The following is an 18,715-nucleotide window of genomic DNA, read 5'->3' on the forward strand; positions in this document are numbered from 1 at the left end:
TTTTCGAAGGAGGTTGACAATGGCTGTGATCGAGTTGGACCACGTAACGAAATCGTACAAGTCCAGGGGTCGTCGGACACTGGCCAACGACGACGTGAGCCTGCACGTCGACGAGGGCGAGGTGTTCGGCCTGTTCGGCCACAACGGCGCGGGCAAGACGACGATCGTGAACCAACTGCTCGGGCTGCTCAAGCCCGACTCGGGGTCGATCGTCATCGCCGGCCAGGACATCGTGAAGAACCGGAACCTGGGGCGCTACCTCTGCTCGGTGCAGCCCCAGTCCAAGACGCCGCTCGGTGAGCTGACCCCCCGGTCGGTCACCCGCGTCATGGGCCAGCTCCGCGGCATCAGCCCCGAGGAGGTGGACCGGCGCACGACGGAGCTGTTCGAGAAGCTCGACATCATGCAGTGGGCGGACGTGCAGGGCACCAAGCTCTCCGGCGGCGTCCTGCGCCTCACCGGGTTCTGCATGGCCGCCGTCGCGCCCGGTCGCGCGGTGATCCTGGACGAGCCGACGAACGACGTCGACCCGGTCCGCCGGCGCTTCCTGTGGAGCGCGATCCGCGACCTGGCCAAGGACGGCACGGCCGTCGTGGTGGTGACGCACAACATCCGGGAGGCCGAGAACACGGTCGACACCATGGCCGTGCTCAACGAGGGCAAGGTGCTCAAGCAGGGCAACGCGCGCCGGATCAGGGGCGAGGCGGCCGGCAACCTGATGAAGCTGGAAGCCGTCGCCAAGGCGTCCGAGGAGCAGTTCGAGAAGCCCGCGTGGGGCGAGAACCTGAAGGTCTCGCACGCGGAGCTGACCCTCACGTTCGAGCGCGAACTCGCCTCCGACGCCCTGAAGTGGGCCGCCGAGCAGCGCGACCGCGGCCTGCTGGCGGAGTACTCCCTCACCGAGATCACCCTCGAAGACATGTACATCGAACTCGTCGGAACCAGGGGAGCGGTCGAAGGTGCCCACCGGTAGCAAGCTCAAGTACGTGATCGAACTCCAGGCCCGCAAGCAGGGCAGCTACCTGGTCGTCTTCTCGATCATCATGGTCGTGATCGCCCTCGGCGTGGCGATCGGCTTCTCCTACCTCATGGCGTCGCCGGAGGGCGGCGGCATGCTGTACCTGGCGACCGGCGCGCCGACGATCGTGCTGATCATGACGGCCCTGGTGACCGTGCCCATGCAGAACGCGGGCGCGAAGATGACCGGCTACATGGACTTCGTGAAGTCGCTGCCGGTGAGCCGCAAGCTGTTCCTGATCGCCGACGTCGGCATCTGGGCGATGGTGACCGTCCCGGCCATCGCCATCTCGGTCTTCGTCGCGCACCTGATCTTCGAGCCCGGCTACGCGATCTCGTGGACGATCATCCCCGCGTTCGTGCTCATGGTGCTGTCCTGCTTCGCCATCGGCTACGGCTACTCGTTCGTCATCCCGGCCGAGCCGGCGATGGCGCTGTCGCAGCTGATCGCGTTCATCTCGCTGATGTTCTCGCCGATCAACTTCCCGATCGAGCGGCTGCCCGGCTGGGTCCAGGCCGTGCACGAGGTGTTGCCGATCTACCACATGGCGGAGGTGATGAGGGCGTCGTTGGCCCACACGACGTTCGAGGCGCAGCCGATCAGCTACATCATCCTCGGCGCGTGGACCGTGGTCGGCTTCTTCGGCGCCGTGCGGTTCCTGGAAAGGGCGTGAGGCCGGTGGGCGTCCTGGACGGCGGGCTCCCGCTCGTGTGCTTCCCGCACGCGGGCGCGGGGTCGCTGTACTACAGCAAGTGGAAGACCGCGTTCGGCGACGGCATCGACGTCCGGATCGCCCGGTACCCGCTGCGCGAGCAGCGGACGACCACGCCGATGCCGTCGTCGCTGCGCCTGCTCGCCCGGGACATCTTCACGGAGCTGGTCGACTCCTTCCGGGGGACGTACGCCATCTGGGGGCACAGCATGGGCAGCGTCGTCGGCTACGAGGTCGCCAAGCTCTGCCAGGAACGCCTGGACAACCCGCCGCTGGTGTTCTTCAGCTCCGGGTCGGCCGCGCCGTGCGACAGCAGGTTCGGGGCGGTGGCCGACCTCGACACGCCGGAAGGCCTCAAGCAGGTCCTGCGCGACTACGGCGGGCTCGGCGAGGAGAACCTCGCCGACCGGGACTTCATGGACTACTTCGCCCCGGTCATCGCGGCGGACCTGAGGCTGCTGGGGGGCTACGAGGAGTCGGCGTTCGAGCGGCTGCGGTGCCCGGTCGTGCTGATGGAGGGCCGTGACGACCGGGTCGTCACGGACGGGTGGCAGCGCTACACCGAGCACCGCGTGGACACCACCGAGTTCGACGGCGGGCACTTCTTCATCGACGAGCGCAGGCCGGAGATGGCCGCGCTCATGGGGTCGAAGATCCAGCTGCTGTGGCAGCGGAGGGCGGCCGCGACCACCTGACGCGGGCCGGCGCGCGGTCGGCGCGGCCCGCCTCAGGCCGTGACGGGTGCCGCGTCGGCGAGCGTCGCGTCGGCGGGCGCGGCGTCGGCGGGTGCCGTATCGGCGGGGGCCGCCGCCCCGGCCAGGTGGGGGAGGAGGGCGTCGGCGATGGCGTCCGCCGTCACCCAGCCGTCCGCGCCCGGGGCCAGGTCGAACTCGGCCAGCGGGGTGTGGCCGGTCAGGTCGATGTCCGGCGCGGGCGGGTAGGCGCGGAGCCGGGTGGTGGCCGGGCGGAGGGGGATCACCGCGTCGGCGCCGGCCGCGGTCACCCGCAGGGCCATGACCTGCTCGTCGCCCTCGGCGGCCGGGTCCACCCGGACCTGGTCCACCTCGGCCCGCACGCCCCGGGTGGTCAGGAGGTGGGCGACGGCCTGGGCGAGGGTGTCGCTCACGGCGATGAGCCGCGCCCGGCGGTTGATCTCGGTGAACCGCTCACCGGGCGTGATGGTGATCGTGCGGCCGTCCTTGTCCTGGCCCGTCGTCGGGACCACGCCGAGCTGCTTGAACAGCTCGTGCGCCTCGCGGTCGAGTCGTTGCGCGTCAACGGCGGCGGACCTGGCCACGGGCACTCCAGTCACGGGTCAAAGCGAGGGTTGCTCGCGAACCCTACGTCACCGGCCCGCGGCACCGCCGACGGCGTGGCCGTACCGGGAGGGTGAACCGGGTGATCGGTCCTGATCGGTGCCGGTCAGGACGAGGAGCGCACGATCAACCTCGGCTCGACCACGACCCGGTGCGCCGGTCGGTCCGGGTCGGGGTCGCGCAGCCGCGCGGCCAGCAGCGCCACGGCGGCGCGCCCCACGGCGGCCTTCGGCGGCCGGACCGCGGTCAGCGGCGGGTCGGACAGCTCGGCCACCTCGTCGTCGTAGGTGACGACGGCCAGGTCCCCCGGCACCCCGATCCCGCGTTCCTGGCAGCGCTCCACCAGCGAGATCGCCTCCGGGTCGGAGTGCACGAGCAGCGCCGTCGTGCCGGACGCGACGCACGCGTCGAGCAGGTCGTCGAGGGCGGCGGGCCAGGCGGTGTCGCGCCGGTCCACCGTGCCGACGTCCGGCACGCCCTCCACCGGCAGCCCGAGCTGCTCGCACGCCTCCCGCCAGCCCCGCCGGACGTGCGGCGAGGTCGGGCTGGTCACGGTGGTGCTCACGCCGATCCGGCGGTGGCCGCGCTCGGCCAGGTGCCGCACGGCCATCGCGGCACCGCGCGGGTGGTCGCTGACCACGGACTCGACCGGCTCGCGGTGGCTGTCGGCGGGCGTGCGCTCGATCAGCACCACCGGCACGTCGACCGACCGCAGCCAGCGCACCAGGGCCTCGCCCTCGTCGCCGGTGGTGGTGGGTGCCACCAGCAGGCCGTCCACGCCGACCGCCTCCACCAGCCGGGCGAGTTGGCGGCGCTCGTCGGCGGCCTCGTAGGTGGCGCCGCGCAGCACGACCCGCACGTCCGCCCCGGCTGCCGCCTCGCGCACGCCCCTGACCACGTCCGGCCAGTAGTAGTCCAGCGACGGCACGACCATGCCGACGGTGAGCCGGGTCCGGGGGTCGGCCGCGAGGGGCTCGGCGACGCGCGGCACGCCGTTCGCCGCGGTGGGCGCGCTCGCCGCGCCGCCGCGGACGCGCCGGACCAGGCCCTCCCCGGCGAGCAGGGTGATGTCGCGGCGCACGGTGATCGCCGAGACGTCCAGCTCGTCGGCGAGGTCGCGCACGCGCACGGTGCCGCGCCTGCGCAGCAGTTCGACGAGCCGGGCGCGCCGCTCCGAGGGCAGCGGGGCCGGCGGTTCGGGGGTCGTCACGCGCTTGCCTCCACGCTCCGCCGTGATGATCGAACTGATCATAACCGAACAAATCCGGTCTTGACTTGTTCAACTCCGAGCACACATGATCGATCGGATTGCCCGCGCGTGCCGGCTGAGGAGGATTCCTCGTGACCGACCGACCACGACGACCGCAGGCGCTCCTGGTCATGGCACCGGAGCACTTCCGCTCCCAGTTCCAGCGACCGCAGCTGGACCGGCTCGCCCGGCTCGTCGACCTGGGCGACCCGACCTGCACCGCCGAGCTCGACTCGCCCGCCGTGCGCCGCAGGCTGCGCGACGTCGACGTCCTGCTGACCTCGTGGGGCTGCCCGCCGCTGACCGCCGAGCGCCTCGCCGCCGCCCCGGAGCTGCGCGCGGTCTTCCACTGCGCCGGCACGGTCCGCCCGTTCGTCACCGACGAGGTGTGGCGGCGGCGCATCCTGGTCACCAACGCCGCCGACGAGAACGCCATCCCGGTCGCCGAGTTCACCCTCGCCGCGATCGTCTTCGCCGGCAAGAAGGCGCCCTTCCTCGCCCAGGACGCCCGCCGGCACCGCGACGACTGGTCCTACGCCACCGCGCGCGGCGAGCTGTCCAACCGGGACCGCACCATCGGCGTCGTCGGCTTCTCCCGCGTCGGCCGCCGCGTGGTGGACCGGCTGCGCACGCTCGACGTGCGCGTCCTGGTGGCCGACCCCTACGCCGACCCGGTCCGGGTGGCCGCCGCCGGCGCGCGGCTGGTCGAGCTGCCCGACCTGCTGCGCGCCAGCGACGTGCTGAGCCTGCACGTGCCCGCCCTGCGCTCCACCCACCACCTGATCGGGGCCGCCGAACTGGCGCTGCTGCGCGACGGCGCGACGGTCGTGAACACCGCGCGCGGCGCGGTCGTGGACACCGCCGCCCTGGAGCGCGAGTGCGCCGCCGGCCGGCTCGACGCGATCCTCGACGTCACCGACCCCGAACCGCTGCCCGCCGACTCGGTGCTCTACGACCTGCCCAACGTGATGATCACCCCGCACGTCGCGGGGTCGCTCGGCCCGGAGGCCCGGCGGATGAGCGACAGCGCGATCGACGAGCTGGAACGCCACCTGACCGGCCTGCCGCCGCGCGCCGCCGTCACGCCCGACACGTTCGGGATGAGCGCGTGAACGCCTCGCCGATCACCGGCTGGACCCGGGAGCACTGGGCCGCGCTGGCCGACCGGCTGCTGCTCGCCGTCCGCCCGCACGCCTCGCCGCACCGCGCCCGCATCGCGCCACCCGGCCCGGCGGGCGGCTACGGCGCGGACGTGGACGGGCTGGAGGGCTTCGCCCGCACGTTCCTCGCGGCGGGCTTCCGGCTCGCCGGCGAGGACGGCCGCGACCCGCTCGGCCTCGCCGGCTGGTACGCCGAGGGGCTGGCGGCGGGCACCGACCCGGCCTCCGCCGAGCGCTGGCCGCGCCCGGAGGAGCACGCGCAGGCCAAGGTCGAGGCCGCGTCCATCGCCCTGGTCCTGGACCTGACGCGGCCGTGGCTGTGGGACCGCCTGGACGACGCCGTGCGCGACCGCGTCGTCGACTACCTGTCCGCCGTGGTCGGCGACGACACCTACCCGCGCTGCAACTGGGTGTGGTTCCGGGTCGTCGTGGAGACCTTCCTGCGGTCGGTCGGCGGGCCGTGGCGGGCCGAGGACGTCGAGGCCGACCTGGCCGCGCACGACTCGTTCCACCGGGGCGGCGGCTGGTTCGCCGACGGCGACGAGCGCTCGTTCGACCACTACGGCGGCTGGGCGCTGCACCTGTACCCGGTGCTGTGGGCGCGGATGCGCGGCGCCGCCGACCTCGCCGACCGGACCGCGCTCGACACGGCCAGGCTGGACCGCTACCTGACCGACCACGTGCGGCTGATCGGCGCGGACGGCGGGCCGCTGGTCCAGGGCCGCAGCCTCGTCTACCGGTTCGCGGCGGCGGCGCCGCTGTGGGTGGGCGCGCTGGCGGGCGTCACCTCCACCGGGCCCGGCCTGCTGCGCCGCGCCGCGTCCGGGATCGTCGCGCACTTCGCCGACCGGGGCGCGCCCGACCACCGCGGCCTGCTCACGCTGGGCTGGCACCACGAGTGGCCGCGGCTGGCGCAGGACTACTCGGGGCCGTCCTCGCCGTACTGGGCGGCCAAGGGGCTGCTCGGCCTGGCGCTCCCGGCCGACCACCCGGTGTGGACGGCGGTCGAGGAGCCGCTGCCCGTCGAGCGGGGCGACCGGACGTGGGTCGCCGCCGCGCCGGGCTGGCTGGTCTCGGCCACCCGCGCCGACGGCGTCGTCCGGGTGGTCAACCACGGCACCGACCACGAGGTCGAGGGCTCGTCCGCCGGCGACTCCCCGCTCTACGCCCGCCTGGGCTACTCGACCGCCACGGCCCCGCTGCTGTCGGAGCGGGCCTGGACCTCGCCGGTGGACCAGTCGGTGGTGCTGCTGGACGAGGCGGGTGCCGCCACCCACCGGGCGGGGATGCGCACGCTGTTCGTGCGGGACGCCGGGGACGTCCTGGTCGGCGCCTCGGTCGCCCGCGCGCACCGGCTGGACCCGGACCCGGGCCAGCGCGACCACGGCTCCGGACGCCGGGGCACGGCGCGCGACGTCGCCCTGGTCACGACGCTGTCCGCCGTGCGCGGCGCGTGGGAGGTGCGGTGCGCGCGCGTCGACCCGCTGCCCGGCGTGCCCCTGGACGCGACCTCCCTGCGCCTCGGCGGCTGGCCACTGGCGACCGCCCCGACCACGACCGCCCCGACCACGACCGGCCCCGCCGCGACCAACCCCGCCACCGACCCCGCCACTACCGGCCCGGTCACGGCCACCGCACCCGACCGCGCCGAAGCGCGTGCCGGCGGCCTGCGCTCGGTGGTCGTCGCGGCCCACGGCCTCTACCGCGTCGGCGTGCACCGCGAGGACGACGCCGGCCCGCTCGGACCGCACACCGCCACGCCGTTCGCCGAGGGCCCCGTGGCACCCGGCCGGTGGGTGGTCGCCGCGATCGGGCTGCACGGCGACGCGCTCCCCGGCGACGCCCCGGACGTCGCGCTCGACCCGCGAGCCGGCCGGGTGGTGGTCCGCTGGCCCGACGGGACCCCCACCGCGGTCGACCTGCCGCACGACTGACCAAGCACAGGAGAGGGGATCAACGGTGACTCCGAGAACACTCCGACCCGGGAACCGGCGCGGCCGGTTCCGCGGCGTGCTGACCGTCCTCGCGGCGCTGTCGCTCGCCGCGACCGGCTGCGGCTCCGGGGGCGCGGTCGACGAGAGCGGACCGGTCACGCTGAGCGTGTCGGTGTGGAACCTCGCCGGCACGCCCGAGTTCCAGGCGCTGTTCGACGCCTTCGAGCGGGCCAACCCCGACGTGACGGTGGAGCCGGTCGACATCCTCGCCGACGACTACCCCGAGAAGGTCACGACGATGCTCGCCGGCGGCGACGAGACCGACGTGATCACCATGAAGAACGTCACCGACTACGCCCGCTACGCCGGTCGCGGCCAGCTCGCCGACCTCACCGACGCCGCGCGCGGCAAGGACGCCGCCGCCCTCGCCGGCCTGGACGCGTTCGACGTGGACGGCAGGTTCTTCGCCCTGCCCTACCGGCACGACTTCTGGGTGCTCTACTACAACAAGACCCTCTTCGACCAGGCCGGCGTGCCCCACCCGGAGAACCTGACCTGGGACCGGTACGCCGAGCTGGCCAAGGAGCTGACCGGCGGCGAGGGCGCGGACAAGGTCCACGGCACCTACCACCACACGTGGCGCTCGGTCGTGCAGGCCGTCGCGGCGGCGCAGACCGGCGGCGACCAGGTCAACGGCGACTTCGGGTTCTTCGCCGACCAGTACCGCACCGCGCTGGACGTCCAGGGCGCCGGGGCCGCGCTCGACTTCGGCACCGCCACCTCGCAGCAGGCGAGCTACCGCACCGCGTTCGAGAGCGGCAAGACCGCGATGATGCCCATGGGCACCTGGTACGTGGCGGGCGTCCTCGCCGCGAAGGCCAAGGGCGACACCCGGGTGGAGTGGGGCCTGGCGCCCCTGCCGCAGCGGCCCGGCGCGTCCGGCGTCACCACGTTCGGGTCGCCGACCGCGTTCGCGGTCAACGGGAACGCCCGGCACAGCGCCACCGCGCGCCGGTTCGTCGAGTTCGCCGCGAGCGCGGAGGGCGCCGAGGCCATCACCGGGGTCGGCGTCGTGCCCGCCCTCCAGAGCCCCGAGATCACCCGGCGGTACGCCTCGCTGGAGGGGATGCCCACCGACGAGCTGACCGCCAAGGCACTGAAGCCCGACGAGATCGCCCTGGAGATGCCGGTCAGCGAGCACACCTCCGACGTGGACGCGATCCTGGAGGAGGAGCACGAGCTGATCATGGTGGGTGACAAGTCGGTCGAGGACGGCATCCGGTCCATGCGCGACCGCGTCCGCGACGTCGTCGACTGACGCGCGTGGCCGACGCAGCGACGCGGCGGGCACCGGTCGTGCCGCCCCGCACCCCGGCCCGGCGGCGGCGCGCGCGGCGCGACGCCCTCGTCGGGTGGAGCTTCATCCTGCCGAACTTCCTCGGCTTCGCCCTGTTCACCCTCGTGCCGGTGCTCGCGGCGTTCGCCCTGGCGTTCACCGAGTGGGACTCCTACCGGGCACCCGAGTGGGTCGGCCTGGACAACTTCGCCGAAATGCTGGAGGACGAGAACGTCCGGGTCGCCCTGGGCAACACGCTGTACTACGCGGCCGGGCACATCCCGCTCACGCTGGTCGCCGCGCTCGGCCTGGCGGTCGTGCTCAACGGCAAGCTCCGCGGCGTCGGCTTCTTCCGCACGGCGGCGTTCTTCCCCTACGTCACGTCGCTGGTGGCCGTGGCGGTGGTGTGGAACATGCTGTTCAACCCCACGTCCGGGCCGGTCAACCAGTTCCTCGGCGCGCTCGGCGTCGACGACCCGCCGGGCTGGGTGGCCAGCACGGACTGGGCGATGCCCGCGGTGATCGTGACCAGCGTGTGGCGGGACATGGGCTACTACATGGTGCTCTACCTCGCGGGCCTCCAGGCCATCCCGGAGGAGTACTACGAGGCGGCGCGGGTCGACGGCGCGAACGCGTGGCACCGGTTCCGGCACATCACCCTGCCGTGCCTGCGGCCGACGACGTTCTTCGTGCTGGTGATGCTGACCATCCAGAGCTTCAAGGTGCTCGACCTGATCGTCGTGATGACCGACGGCGGTCCGGGCCGCAGCACGCTGGTGCTCGCCCAGCTCGTGTACCGGGAGGGCATCGTCCAGGGCCACTTCGGCTACTCGTCGGCCATCGCGCTGGTGCTGTTCGTCGTCGTGCTGACCGTCACCGTCGCCCAGTTCCGGTTCAACGAGCGGAGGAACGCCCGATGACCGCGCTGCACCCGGCGCCGCCCGCCGCCCACCCGGTCGACCCGCCGCGGGCGGGGCCCCGGCGCCGTCCCGGCCTGCTCCGCCCGGTCGTGGCCTACGCCGCGCTGACCGCCGTCGCCCTGCTGGTGCTCGTGCCGTTCGCCTGGATGGTGTCCGCCTCGCTCAAGCGCGACAACGAGGTGTTCACCGTGCCCGTCCAGTGGATACCCGACGAGCTGCGCTGGTCGAACTTCGTCGAGATCTGGGACCGCGTCCCGCTGGCGGCCTACCTCGGCAACTCGCTGCTGCTGTCGGTGTCGATCACCGCGCTCCAGGTGCTGACCGGCAGCTTCGCCGCCTACGGGTTCGCCAAGGTGCGGTTCCCCGGCCGCGACGCGCTGTTCCTGGCCTACATCGCCACGATCGCCGTGCCGTGGCAGGCGTACATGGTGCCGCAGTACATCATGATGCAGCGGCTGGAGCTGACGAACACCTACTGGTCGATCATCCTGCTCCAGGCGTTCGGCGCGTTCGGCGTGTTCCTGATGCGCCAGTACTACGCGTCCATCCCCGACGAGCTGTGCGAGGCCGCGCGGATCGACGGCCTGAGCGAGTACGGCATCTACCGGCGGATCGTGCTGCCGCTGTCCAGGCCCGCGCTGGCGAGCCTGGCGCTGCTGACGTTCGTCAACACCTGGAACGACTACATGGGGCCGTTCATCTACCTGACGAGCAACGACCTGTGGACCGTCCAACTGGGACTGCGCTCGTTCGTCGGCCAGTACGACGCCGAGTACGCCATGATCATGACCGGCGCGGTGCTGTCGGTGCTGCCGATCCTCGCGGTGTTCCTGCTGGGCCAGCGGTACTTCATCCGCGGCATCGCCACGACCGGGCTGAAGGGGTGAGCGCGGTGGTCGCCCGGCTGCTGCGCCCGGCCTCCCAGCAGACCTACGAGAGGGTGTTCGGGCTCGTCCACGCGGCCCTGGTGGCGAACGTCCTGCTCGCGCTCGCCTGCTCGCCGCTGCTGCTGGCGCTGGCGGTCGTGCGCGACCCGGTGGCGTCGTGGCCGTTCTTCGCCGTGCTGTCCGGGTGCTGCGCCCCGGCGCTGGCCGGGGTGTTCGGCTGCTTCGCCGCGCTCGACGACGGCGCGGTGTGGCGGCCGTTCGCCGCCGCCTACCGGCGGGCCGCCGGGCGCGCGCTGGCGGCGTGGTACGGCGGCGCGGCCCTGCTGGTCGTGCTCGGGGTGGACGCGGTCGTCGTGTCGCGCACGGCGTGGGGGCCGGCGGTCGTGCCGCTGTTCGCCACCGCGGCCGTGCTCGTCGTGGGCACGGTGGTGGCGGTGCTCGTGGCCGCGTCCACCGGGACCGCCCGGCTGCGCGACCTGCTGTGGCCGTGCCTGGTCCTGGTGGCCCGCCGCTGGTACCTGGCCGCGGTCAACGCGGCAGTGCTGGGCCTGGCCGCGCTCGCCGTGCTGCTCCAACCCGTAGCGGGCCTGCTGGTGGCCTGCGCCCCGCTGCTGTACGTGGTGTTCGCCAACACCCGGGCCCTGCTCGCCGGCCGCGCGCGGTGACCCGCCTCAGAGGCGGCCCTCCGCCTCGTCCCACGCGGCGGGGGAGCCGGTCGGCTCGTAGCGGACCACGTCGGTGGAGGCGCGCACCAGCTCGCGCAGCTCGGTGAGCCCGCCCGTGACGACGCCGAGCGCGCGGGCCTGGACCAGGGCGTTGCCGAACGCCGCCGCCTCGACCGGGCCGGCCAGGACGGGCAGGCCGCAGGCGTCCGCCGTCAGCCGGCACAGCAGTGCGTTGCGCGCGCCGCCGCCGACGACGTGGACCACCTCGACCGGGGTGCCGGACAGCTCGGCGGCCTGCCGCACGGCGCGGCGGTGGGCCAGGGCGAGGCTGTCGAGCACGCAACGCACCACGGCGGCGGGCGTGCGCGGCGGTTCCTGTCCGGTCCGGGCGCACGCCGCGGCGATGCGGGCCGGCATGTCCCCGGGCGGGATGAACGCCGGGTCGCCCGCGTCGACCACGGCGGCCAGGGCGGGTTCGCCGGCCGCGGCGGCCAGCAGGGGACCCAGCTCCGGGTCGCCCCACTCGCGCAGGCACTCCTGGAGCAGCCACAGGCCCATCACGTTGCGCAGGTAGCGCACCGTGCCGTCGACGCCCAGCTCGTTGGAGAAGTTGGCCCGGCGGCCCGCCCCGGTCAGCACCGGCGCGTCCAGCTCCACCCCCACCAGCGACCACGTCCCGGTGGCCACGTAGGCGAAGCCGGGCCCGGCGGCCGGCACCCCGACCACGGCGGACGCGGTGTCGTGCGACCCGACCGCCACCACCGGCACCGGCCCGGTCAGGCCGGTGCCGGCCAGCACGTGCGGCAGCAGCTCGCCGACCACCGCGCCCGGCTCCACCAGGGGCGGGAACAGCCCGGCGTCGAGGCCCAGCCGCGTCATCAGGTGCGCCGACCACGTCCGGGACCGCGCGTCGAGCAGGCCGGTGGTGGAGGCGTTGGTGACCTCCGCGACCCGCGCCCCGGTCAGCCAGTGGCCGAGGAGGTCGGGGATCAGCAGCAGCTGGTGCGCCACCGCCAGCTGCGGCGTCCCCGAGGCCGCGGCGAGCTGGTACACGGTGTTGAACGGCAGCACCTGCAAGCCGGTGACGCCGTACAGCTCGGCCGCCGGGACACGCGCGTGCACGGCCTCGGGCACCCCGTCGGTGCGGCCGTCCCGGTAGTGCACCGGGTTGCCCAGCAGCGCCCCGGTGGCGTCGAGCAGGCCGTAGTCCACCGCCCACGAGTCGACGCCCACCGCGTCCAGCGCCGGGCCGGCCGCCCGCAGCCCGTCCAGCACGCCCCGGTACAGGCCCAGCACGTCCCAGTGCAGCGTGCCGCCGAGGCGCACCGGCCCGTTGGGGAACCGGTGCACCTCGGTGGACGTGACCCGGTCGGGCGCCACGTCGAAGGCCATGACGCGCCCGCTGGACGCGCCGAGGTCGACCGCCGCGACCCGGACCGCACCCCCGTCCATCAGCGCAGGAAGGCGGCGGCGACGCCGGAGTCGACCGGGACGTGCAGCCCGGTGGTCTGGGACAGGTCGCCGCCGGTCAGCGCGAACACCGCGGCGGCGACGTGCTCGGGCAGCACCTCGCGGCCCAGCAGGGTGCGCTTGGCGTAGTAGGCGCCCAGCTCCTCCTCCTTCACCCCGTAGACGGCCGCCCGCTGCGCGCCCCAACCGCCGGCGAAGATGCCCGAGCCGCGCACCACGCCGTCCGGGTTGACGCCGTTGACGCGGATGCCGTGCGGGCCCAGTTCGGCGGCCAGCAGGCGGACCTGGTGGGCCTGGTCGGCCTTGGTCGCGCCGTAGGCGACGTTGTTGGGCCCGGCGAACACGCCGTTCTTGCTGGAGATGTAGACGACGTCGCCGCCCGTGCCCTGCTCGACCATCACCCGCGCGGCGGCCCGCGACACCAGGAACGAGCCCTTCGCCATCACGTCGTGCTGGAGGTCCCAGTCGCGCACGGTGGTCTCCAGCAGCGGCTTGGAGATCGACAGCCCGGCGTTGTTCACCACCAGGTCCACGCCGCCGAAGGCGAGCACGGCCTCGGCGAACGCCCGCTCGACCGCGTCCTCGTCGGACACGTCCGCGCCCACGCCGATCGCCACGTCGGCGTTCCCGATCGCGGCGGCGACCTCGGCCGCCCTCGCCGCGTCCAGGTCGGCCACGACCACGCACGCGCCCTCGGCGGCCAGCCGCTCGGCGATGGCCCGGCCGATGCCCGAGGCCGCGCCCGTCACCAGCGCGACCCGCGCGGCCAGCGGCTTCGGCTTCGGCATCCGCCGCAGCTTCGCCTCCTCCAGCTCCCAGTACTCGATGCGGAACTTCTCCGACTCCGGGATCGGCCGGTAGGTCGACACCGACTCCGCGCCGCGCATGACGTTGACGGCGTTGACGTAGAACTCGCCCGCGACCCGCGCGGTCTGCTTGGTGCGGCCGAAGGAGAACATGCCCACGCCGGGCACCAGCACGATCGCCGGGTCCGCGCCGCGCATCGCCGGCGAGTCGGCGTCGGCGTGCCGCTCGTAGTAGGCGCGGTAGTCCTCGCGGTAGGCGGCGTGCAGCTCCTTGAGCCGCGCCACCACCTCCTCGACGGTGGCCGTGCCGGGCAGGTCGACCACCAGCGGCTTGACCTTGGTGCGCAGGAAGTGGTCGGGGCACGACGTGCCCAGCCCGGCGAGCGCCCCGAGCTTCTCCTGGGACAGGAAGTCCAGCACCACGTCGGAGTCGGTGTAGTGCCCCACCTGCGGGTGGTCGGTGGAGGCCAGGCCGCGCACGGTCGGCAGGATCGCGGCGGCCCTGGCCCGGCGCTCGGCCTCGGGCAGCGGCTCGTTGCCCGGCACGACCGCGCCGAACGGCTCCGGGCTCCCGTGCTCGGCCAGGAACTCCTCCGCCGTGCGGATGATCTCCAGCGAGTTGGCCTCGCACTCCTCGGAGGTGGCGCCCCACGCGGTGATGCCGTGCCCGCCCAGGACGCAGCCGATCGCGTCCGGGTTGGCCCGCGCGACCTCCGCGATGTCCAGGCCCAGCTGGAAACCGGGACGCCGCCACGGCACCCAGACGACCCGGCCGCCGAAGCACCGCCCGGTCAGCTCCTCGCCGTCGGCGGCGGTGGCCAGCGCGATGCCGGAGTCCGGGTGCAGGTGGTCGACGTGCGGCGCGTCGACCAGGCCGTGCATGGCGGTGTCGATCGACGGCGCGGCACCGCCCCTGCCGTGCAGGCAGTGGTCGAACGCGGCGACCATCTCGTCCTCGCGGTCCACGCCGGGGTAGGCGCCCGCCAGCGCGCGCAGCCGGTCCAGGCGCAGCACGGCCAGCCCGTCGGTGGTGAGCGTGCCCAGGTCGCCGCCCGAGCCCTTCACCCACAGCAGGTCGACCGGCCCGCCGGTCACCGGGTCGGTCCCCGTGCCCTTGGCGGAGGTGTTGCCCCCGGCGTAGTTGGTGGTGCGCGGGTCGGCGCCCAGCCGGTTCGAGCGCTCGACCAGCCGCGCCGCGGTGTCGTCGGGCGCGGTCGTGTTGTCGGTCATGCGGTGGAGCTCCTCGGGGAGGGGGAGGTGGTCAGGACCAGCCGGCCTGGGTGCCGCCGACGCGTTCGGCGGCGATCTCCGCGGCGTAGCCGGAGGCGCGGTAGGCGGCCATCGGGTCGCGGGGGAGGCCCCTGGCCTCGCGGCGGTCGGCGAGCGCGCCGCGCACGTCGGTGTCGAAGGCGTCCATCAGCACGTCGTGCGCGCCGATCACGTCGCCCGCCCCCTGCGCCGCGGCCAGCGCCTCCGCGTCCACCAGCAGTGCCTTGGCCAGCGCCTGCTCCACGTTGAGGACGGACCGGACCTGGCCCGCGATCTTGTCCTCGATGTTGTGGCACTGGTCGAGCATGAAGTTGACGCCCGACTCCGGGCGGTGCGCGCCCTGCGCGACGATCTCGACCATGATCCGGAACAGCTGGAACGGGTCGGCCGAGCCCACGACCAGGTCGTCGTCGGCGTAGTAGCGGGAGTTGAAGTCGAACGCGCCCAGCCGCCCGGCCCGCAGCAGCTGCATCACGATGAACTCGATGTTGGTGCCCGGCGCGTGGTGCCCGGTGTCCAGCACGACCTGCGCCCGTTCGCCCAGCGCCTGGCAGTGCAGCAGCGCGGTCCCCCAGTCGGGGATGTCCATCGAGTAGAAGTACGGCTCGAAGAACTTGTACTCCACCAGCAGCCGGTGCTCGGGGTCGAGCGCCGCGTAGATCTCGCGCAGCGACTCGGCCAGGCGGTCCTGCCTGCCGCGCAACGAGTCCTGGCCCGCGTAGTTCGTGCCGTCGGGCAGCCACAGCTTGAGGTCGGTCGAGCCGGTCGCGCGCATCACGTCGACGCAGTCGAGGTGGTGCGCGACCGCCTTGGCCCGCACGCGGGGGTCGACGTGGGTCAGCGAGCCGAGCTTGTAGTCGTCGTCCTGGAACAGGTTCGAGTTGATGCCGCCGATCCGCACGCCCAGGCCCTCGGCGTGCGCGCGCAGCCGGTCGAAGTCCTCGACCCGGTCCCACGGGACGTGCAGCGACACCCGCGGCGCCAGGCCGGTCAGCGCGTGCACCCGCGCGGCGTCGGCGATCTTCTCGAACGGGTCGCGCGGCGTGCCCGGCGTGGTGAACACCTTGAAGCGGGTGCCGGAGTTCCCGTACGCCCAGCTGGGCACCTCGATCGTGAACCCGTCGAGGCCGGACAGGGCCTCCGGTGGGACCTCCTGTGGGGACATCACACGTCGTTCCTCTCGACCGCGGTGGGGTTCCGGCCACCCGGACGGTAGCTGTTTTTGGAACGTTTCACAACAGTGTCACCCGAAGATCCCCGTGTGGCCGAGCGCGGTGCGTTTCGCCTGCTAGGCTCCTGTGACCACCGGGTGCCTGGACGTTTCAGCCCGCACCCACGTCGTCCGGAGGGGCAGGGAACGCGGTGTCGGCACCGAGCATGAAGGACGTCGCCGCGCGCGCCGGGGTCGCGCTGGGCACGGTGTCGAACGTCCTCAACCGCCCCGAGATGGTGTCCGACCGGACCCGCAGGCGGGTGCTGGACGCGATCGCCGAACTGGGGTTCGTGCGCAACGAGTCCGCCCGGCAGCTGCGCGGCGGCACCAGCCGCACCCTCGCCTACGTCGTGCTGGACACCCGCAACCCGTTCTTCACCGACGTGGCCGCGGGCGCGCAGCGGGTGGCCGACGAGGCCGGGCTCGCGCTGTTCCTGTGCGACGGCGGCGAGGACCGCGACCGCCAGGTGCACTACCTGGACCTGCTGGAGCAGCAGCGGGTGGAGGGCATCCTGATCACCCCCGTCCAGGAGGACGACCCGCGCATCGCGGCGCTGGCGGCGCGGGGCACGCCCGTCGTGCTCGTCGACCGGGGCGCGGGGCCCGACCGGTGCTCGGTGTCGGTCGACGACGTGCTCGGCGGCGACCTCGCCGTCTCCCACCTGCTCGACACCGGCCACCGCCGGATCGCCTTCGTCGGCGGCCCGCGCTCCATCGGCCAGGTCGCCGACCGGGTGGCGGGCGCCGAGCAGGCCCTCGCCCGCGCGGGCGCGGAACCGCTCACCGTGCTGGAGACGGACCGGCTGGACGTGGCCGAGGGCAGGCGCGCCGGTCAGCGCCTGGCCGGGCTGCCCACCGCGCGGCGTCCCACGGCGGCCTTCTGCGCCAACGACATGCTCGCGCTCGGGCTGCTCCAGCAGGCCGTGCGGCTCGGCCTGCGGGTGCCCGACGACCTGGCCATCGTGGGCTACGACGACATCGAGTTCGCCGCCGCGGCGGCGGTGCCGCTGACCTCGGTGGCCCAGCCCCGGCAGCTCCTCGGGCGCACGGCGGCCGAACTGCTGCTGGACGAGGCGCGCAACCCGGGCGGGCACGTCCACCAGCGGCGGGTGTTCGAACCGGAGCTGGTCATGCGCGAGTCCACCCGCACCCGCCCGGCGAGCGCCATCGGCTGACCCGCCGGCGATCGGTCCTCTCCCGGTCGATCCGCGACCACCCGGCTCGCCATCGCCCGGCCCGCGGCCGGTCGACCGCGGCCGGTCGGCGCACCTCGGCACGCCGACCGGCCGCGTCGTCACGACGTCGTCGCCCCGCCGTGCCGGGCGAGCTGCGCGTCCAGGTCGAACACCTCGTCCAGCACCCGCACCCCGCGGTCCGCGCGGCCGTCCGCGAGGTCCGGGAAGAACCCCGCCATCTCCGCCTGCCACCGCCGGTTCACGTCGGTGGCCTCCATCGCAGCCCGCGCCGCCGCGAAGTCGTCGGTCTCCAGCACGCCCACCAGCAGGCCGTCGTCGGCCAGGTGCAGCGTGTAGGAGCGCCACCCGGCGTCCCGCAGCGCGGCCAGCATCTCCGGCCACACCTCGGCGTGCCGGGCCCGGTACTCGTCCAGCCGCTCCGGGTCCACCCGGAGCGTGAAGCACACGCGGTGCACCGACGTCCCCCGCCCGCTCAGAACCGGAACTCGTCGATGTTGGCCGCGTCGAACACGGTCGGCGGGCCGAGCACGACCACGCCGTCCGCCCCCACGGTGTACTCGCCGAGCCTGCCCGCCTTGAACTTCTCGCCCTCCTTGCCGGTGATCTGCCCGGACGCGAGCGCCGCGCCCGCGTAGGCGGCCAGGTAGCCCAGGTCGGCGGGCTTCCACAGCGCGAAGGACCGCACCGTGCCGTCCTTGACGAACTCGCGCATCTGGTTCGGCGTGCCGAGCCCGGTCAGCGCGACCTTGCCCCGGTACTCCGAGCCGGACAGGTAGCGGGCCGCCGCGGCGACGCCGACCGTGGTGGGGGAGACGATGCCCTTCAGGTCCGGGTAGGACCGCAGCAGGCCCTGCGTCTCCTGGAACGACTTCTGGTCCTCGTCGTTGCCGTAGGCGACGGTGACCAGCTCGATCCCGCTGTGCTCGGGCTTGCCCAGCTCCGCGCGCATCAGCTCGATCCAGGCGTTCTGGTTGGTCGCGTTCGGCGTGGCCGACAGGATCGCGATCTTGCCCTCGCCGCCGATCTGCTCCGAGATCAGCTCGACCTGGGTCTTGGCGATGCCCTCGCCGGTCACCTGGTTGACGAACACGTCGCGGCACTCGGGCTTGGTGTCGGAGTCGAACGTGACGACCTTGGCCCCCGCCTGGCGCGCGCCGTTGAGCGCGCCGCAGATCGCGTTCGGGTCGTTCGCGGAGGTCACGATGACGTCCGTGCCCTGCTGCGTCAGCGTGTTGATGTAGCTGACCTGGGACGAGGCGCTCGCCTCGGAGGGGCCGACCTCCTTGTAGGAGCCCTTGAACTCCTCGACGGCCGACTTGCCGCCCCCGTCGGAGACGGTGAAGTACGGGTTGTTCACCTGCTTGGGCAGGAACGCCACGTCCAGGCCCTCGGTCAGCGGCGCGTCCGGGTCGGCCTGCCCGGTGGCCCGGTTGCCCGCGGGGGCGTCCTCCTCGGAGCCCCGGGTCGTGCCGCCGCACGCGGCGGTGACCAGCACGACCGCCAGCGCGGTCGCGATCATGCCGAGGCGCGGGGTGCGCTTGGGCTGTGACATCGGCTGTCCTTT

General features: G+C 73.7%; 17 protein-coding genes. 10 read left to right on the forward strand and 7 right to left on the reverse strand.

Annotation, left to right across the window (positions count from 1 at the left end; all coding sequences use genetic code 11):
- Window positions 1-19: 19 nt before the first annotated feature.
- Genes ACR807_RS00075 through ACR807_RS00085 form a run of 3 tightly spaced genes read left to right on the forward strand, consistent with a single transcriptional unit; the run spans window position 20 to window position 2,425 of the window.
- On the forward strand, window positions 20-973 hold the full coding sequence (locus ACR807_RS00075) for an ABC transporter ATP-binding protein (RefSeq protein ID WP_438919055.1): 954 nt from the start codon (window positions 20-22) through the stop codon (window positions 971-973).
- The gene (locus tag ACR807_RS00080; protein ID WP_438919056.1) at window positions 960-1,691 is read left to right on the forward strand and encodes an ABC transporter permease; all 732 of its coding nucleotides are present in this window, start codon (window positions 960-962) and stop codon (window positions 1,689-1,691) included. Before ACR807_RS00075 ends, ACR807_RS00080 begins: the two co-directional genes overlap by 14 nt.
- A complete protein-coding gene (locus ACR807_RS00085; RefSeq protein ID WP_438919057.1) occupies window positions 1,688-2,425 on the forward strand; it encodes a thioesterase II family protein in 738 nt (245 codons plus the stop codon). The genes ACR807_RS00080 and ACR807_RS00085 overlap by 4 nt, the downstream gene beginning before the upstream one ends.
- 32 nt (window positions 2,426-2,457) lie before the next feature.
- On the opposite strand, the gene ACR807_RS00090 is transcribed toward ACR807_RS00085, so the two are convergent.
- Complete coding sequence (locus tag ACR807_RS00090; protein ID WP_438919058.1) at window positions 2,458-3,027, reverse strand: hypothetical protein; 570 nt, start codon at window positions 3,025-3,027, stop codon at window positions 2,458-2,460.
- 125 nt (window positions 3,028-3,152) lie between these two features.
- Window positions 3,153-4,256 carry a substrate-binding domain-containing protein gene (locus ACR807_RS00095; RefSeq protein ID WP_438919059.1) on the reverse strand — a complete coding sequence of 368 codons (1,104 nt, stop codon included), beginning with the start codon at window positions 4,254-4,256 and terminating at the stop codon, window positions 3,153-3,155.
- 131 nt (window positions 4,257-4,387) lie between these two features.
- On the opposite strand from ACR807_RS00095, the gene ACR807_RS00100 reads away from it, so the two are divergent.
- Genes ACR807_RS00100 through ACR807_RS00125 form a run of 6 tightly spaced genes read left to right on the forward strand, consistent with a single transcriptional unit; the run spans window position 4,388 to window position 11,197 of the window.
- Entirely contained in the window at window positions 4,388-5,407 is a 1,020-nt protein-coding gene (locus ACR807_RS00100; RefSeq protein ID WP_438919060.1) for a hydroxyacid dehydrogenase, read from the forward strand.
- Window positions 5,404-7,389, forward strand: a complete 1,986-nt coding sequence (locus ACR807_RS00105) for a DUF2264 domain-containing protein (RefSeq protein ID WP_438919061.1) — start codon at window positions 5,404-5,406, stop codon at window positions 7,387-7,389. Before ACR807_RS00100 ends, ACR807_RS00105 begins: the two co-directional genes overlap by 4 nt.
- A gap of 25 nt (window positions 7,390-7,414) precedes the next feature.
- Window positions 7,415-8,707, forward strand: coding sequence for an ABC transporter substrate-binding protein (locus tag ACR807_RS00110; protein ID WP_438919062.1), 1,293 nt, complete (start codon window positions 7,415-7,417; stop codon window positions 8,705-8,707).
- Between the two features lie 5 nt (window positions 8,708-8,712).
- Window positions 8,713-9,645, forward strand: a complete 933-nt coding sequence (locus ACR807_RS00115) for a carbohydrate ABC transporter permease (protein WP_438919063.1) — start codon at window positions 8,713-8,715, stop codon at window positions 9,643-9,645.
- Window positions 9,642-10,532, forward strand: a complete 891-nt coding sequence (locus ACR807_RS00120) for a carbohydrate ABC transporter permease (RefSeq protein ID WP_438919064.1) — start codon at window positions 9,642-9,644, stop codon at window positions 10,530-10,532. Before ACR807_RS00115 ends, ACR807_RS00120 begins: the two co-directional genes overlap by 4 nt.
- Window positions 10,529-11,197, forward strand: coding sequence for a hypothetical protein (locus ACR807_RS00125; RefSeq protein WP_438919065.1), 669 nt, complete (start codon window positions 10,529-10,531; stop codon window positions 11,195-11,197). Before ACR807_RS00120 ends, ACR807_RS00125 begins: the two co-directional genes overlap by 4 nt.
- A 6-nt stretch (window positions 11,198-11,203) precedes the next feature.
- On the opposite strand, the gene ACR807_RS00130 is transcribed toward ACR807_RS00125, so the two are convergent.
- Genes ACR807_RS00130 through rhaI form a run of 3 tightly spaced genes read right to left on the reverse strand, consistent with a single transcriptional unit; the run spans window position 11,204 to window position 15,907 of the window.
- Window positions 11,204-12,649: a rhamnulokinase gene (locus ACR807_RS00130; RefSeq protein ID WP_438919066.1), complete on the reverse strand. Its 1,446-nt coding sequence runs from the start codon at window positions 12,647-12,649 to the stop codon at window positions 11,204-11,206.
- Entirely contained in the window at window positions 12,649-14,703 is a 2,055-nt protein-coding gene (locus tag ACR807_RS00135) for a bifunctional aldolase/short-chain dehydrogenase (protein WP_438919067.1), read from the reverse strand. The genes ACR807_RS00130 and ACR807_RS00135 overlap by 1 nt, the downstream gene beginning before the upstream one ends.
- A gap of 31 nt (window positions 14,704-14,734) precedes the next feature.
- Entirely contained in the window at window positions 14,735-15,907 is a 1,173-nt protein-coding gene (gene rhaI, locus ACR807_RS00140) for an L-rhamnose isomerase (RefSeq protein ID WP_438919068.1), read from the reverse strand.
- Between the two features lie 212 nt (window positions 15,908-16,119).
- Between rhaI and ACR807_RS00145 the strand changes: the two genes are divergently transcribed.
- Window positions 16,120-17,130 carry a LacI family DNA-binding transcriptional regulator gene (locus ACR807_RS00145; RefSeq protein WP_438919191.1) on the forward strand — a complete coding sequence of 337 codons (1,011 nt, stop codon included), beginning with the start codon at window positions 16,120-16,122 and terminating at the stop codon, window positions 17,128-17,130.
- Window positions 17,131-17,249: 119 nt separating this feature from the next.
- Here ACR807_RS00145 and ACR807_RS00150 read toward each other — a convergent pair whose 3' ends face one another.
- A complete protein-coding gene (locus ACR807_RS00150; protein ID WP_438919069.1) occupies window positions 17,250-17,597 on the reverse strand; it encodes an L-rhamnose mutarotase in 348 nt (115 codons plus the stop codon).
- Between the two features lie 26 nt (window positions 17,598-17,623).
- Window positions 17,624-18,703 carry a rhamnose ABC transporter substrate-binding protein gene (gene rhaS, locus ACR807_RS00155; RefSeq protein ID WP_438919070.1) on the reverse strand — a complete coding sequence of 360 codons (1,080 nt, stop codon included), beginning with the start codon at window positions 18,701-18,703 and terminating at the stop codon, window positions 17,624-17,626.
- Window positions 18,704-18,715: the final 12 nt, after the last annotated feature.

This window comes from Saccharothrix sabaoui (genome assembly GCF_051756985.1).
Classification (GTDB): domain Bacteria; phylum Actinomycetota; class Actinomycetes; order Mycobacteriales; family Pseudonocardiaceae; genus Actinosynnema.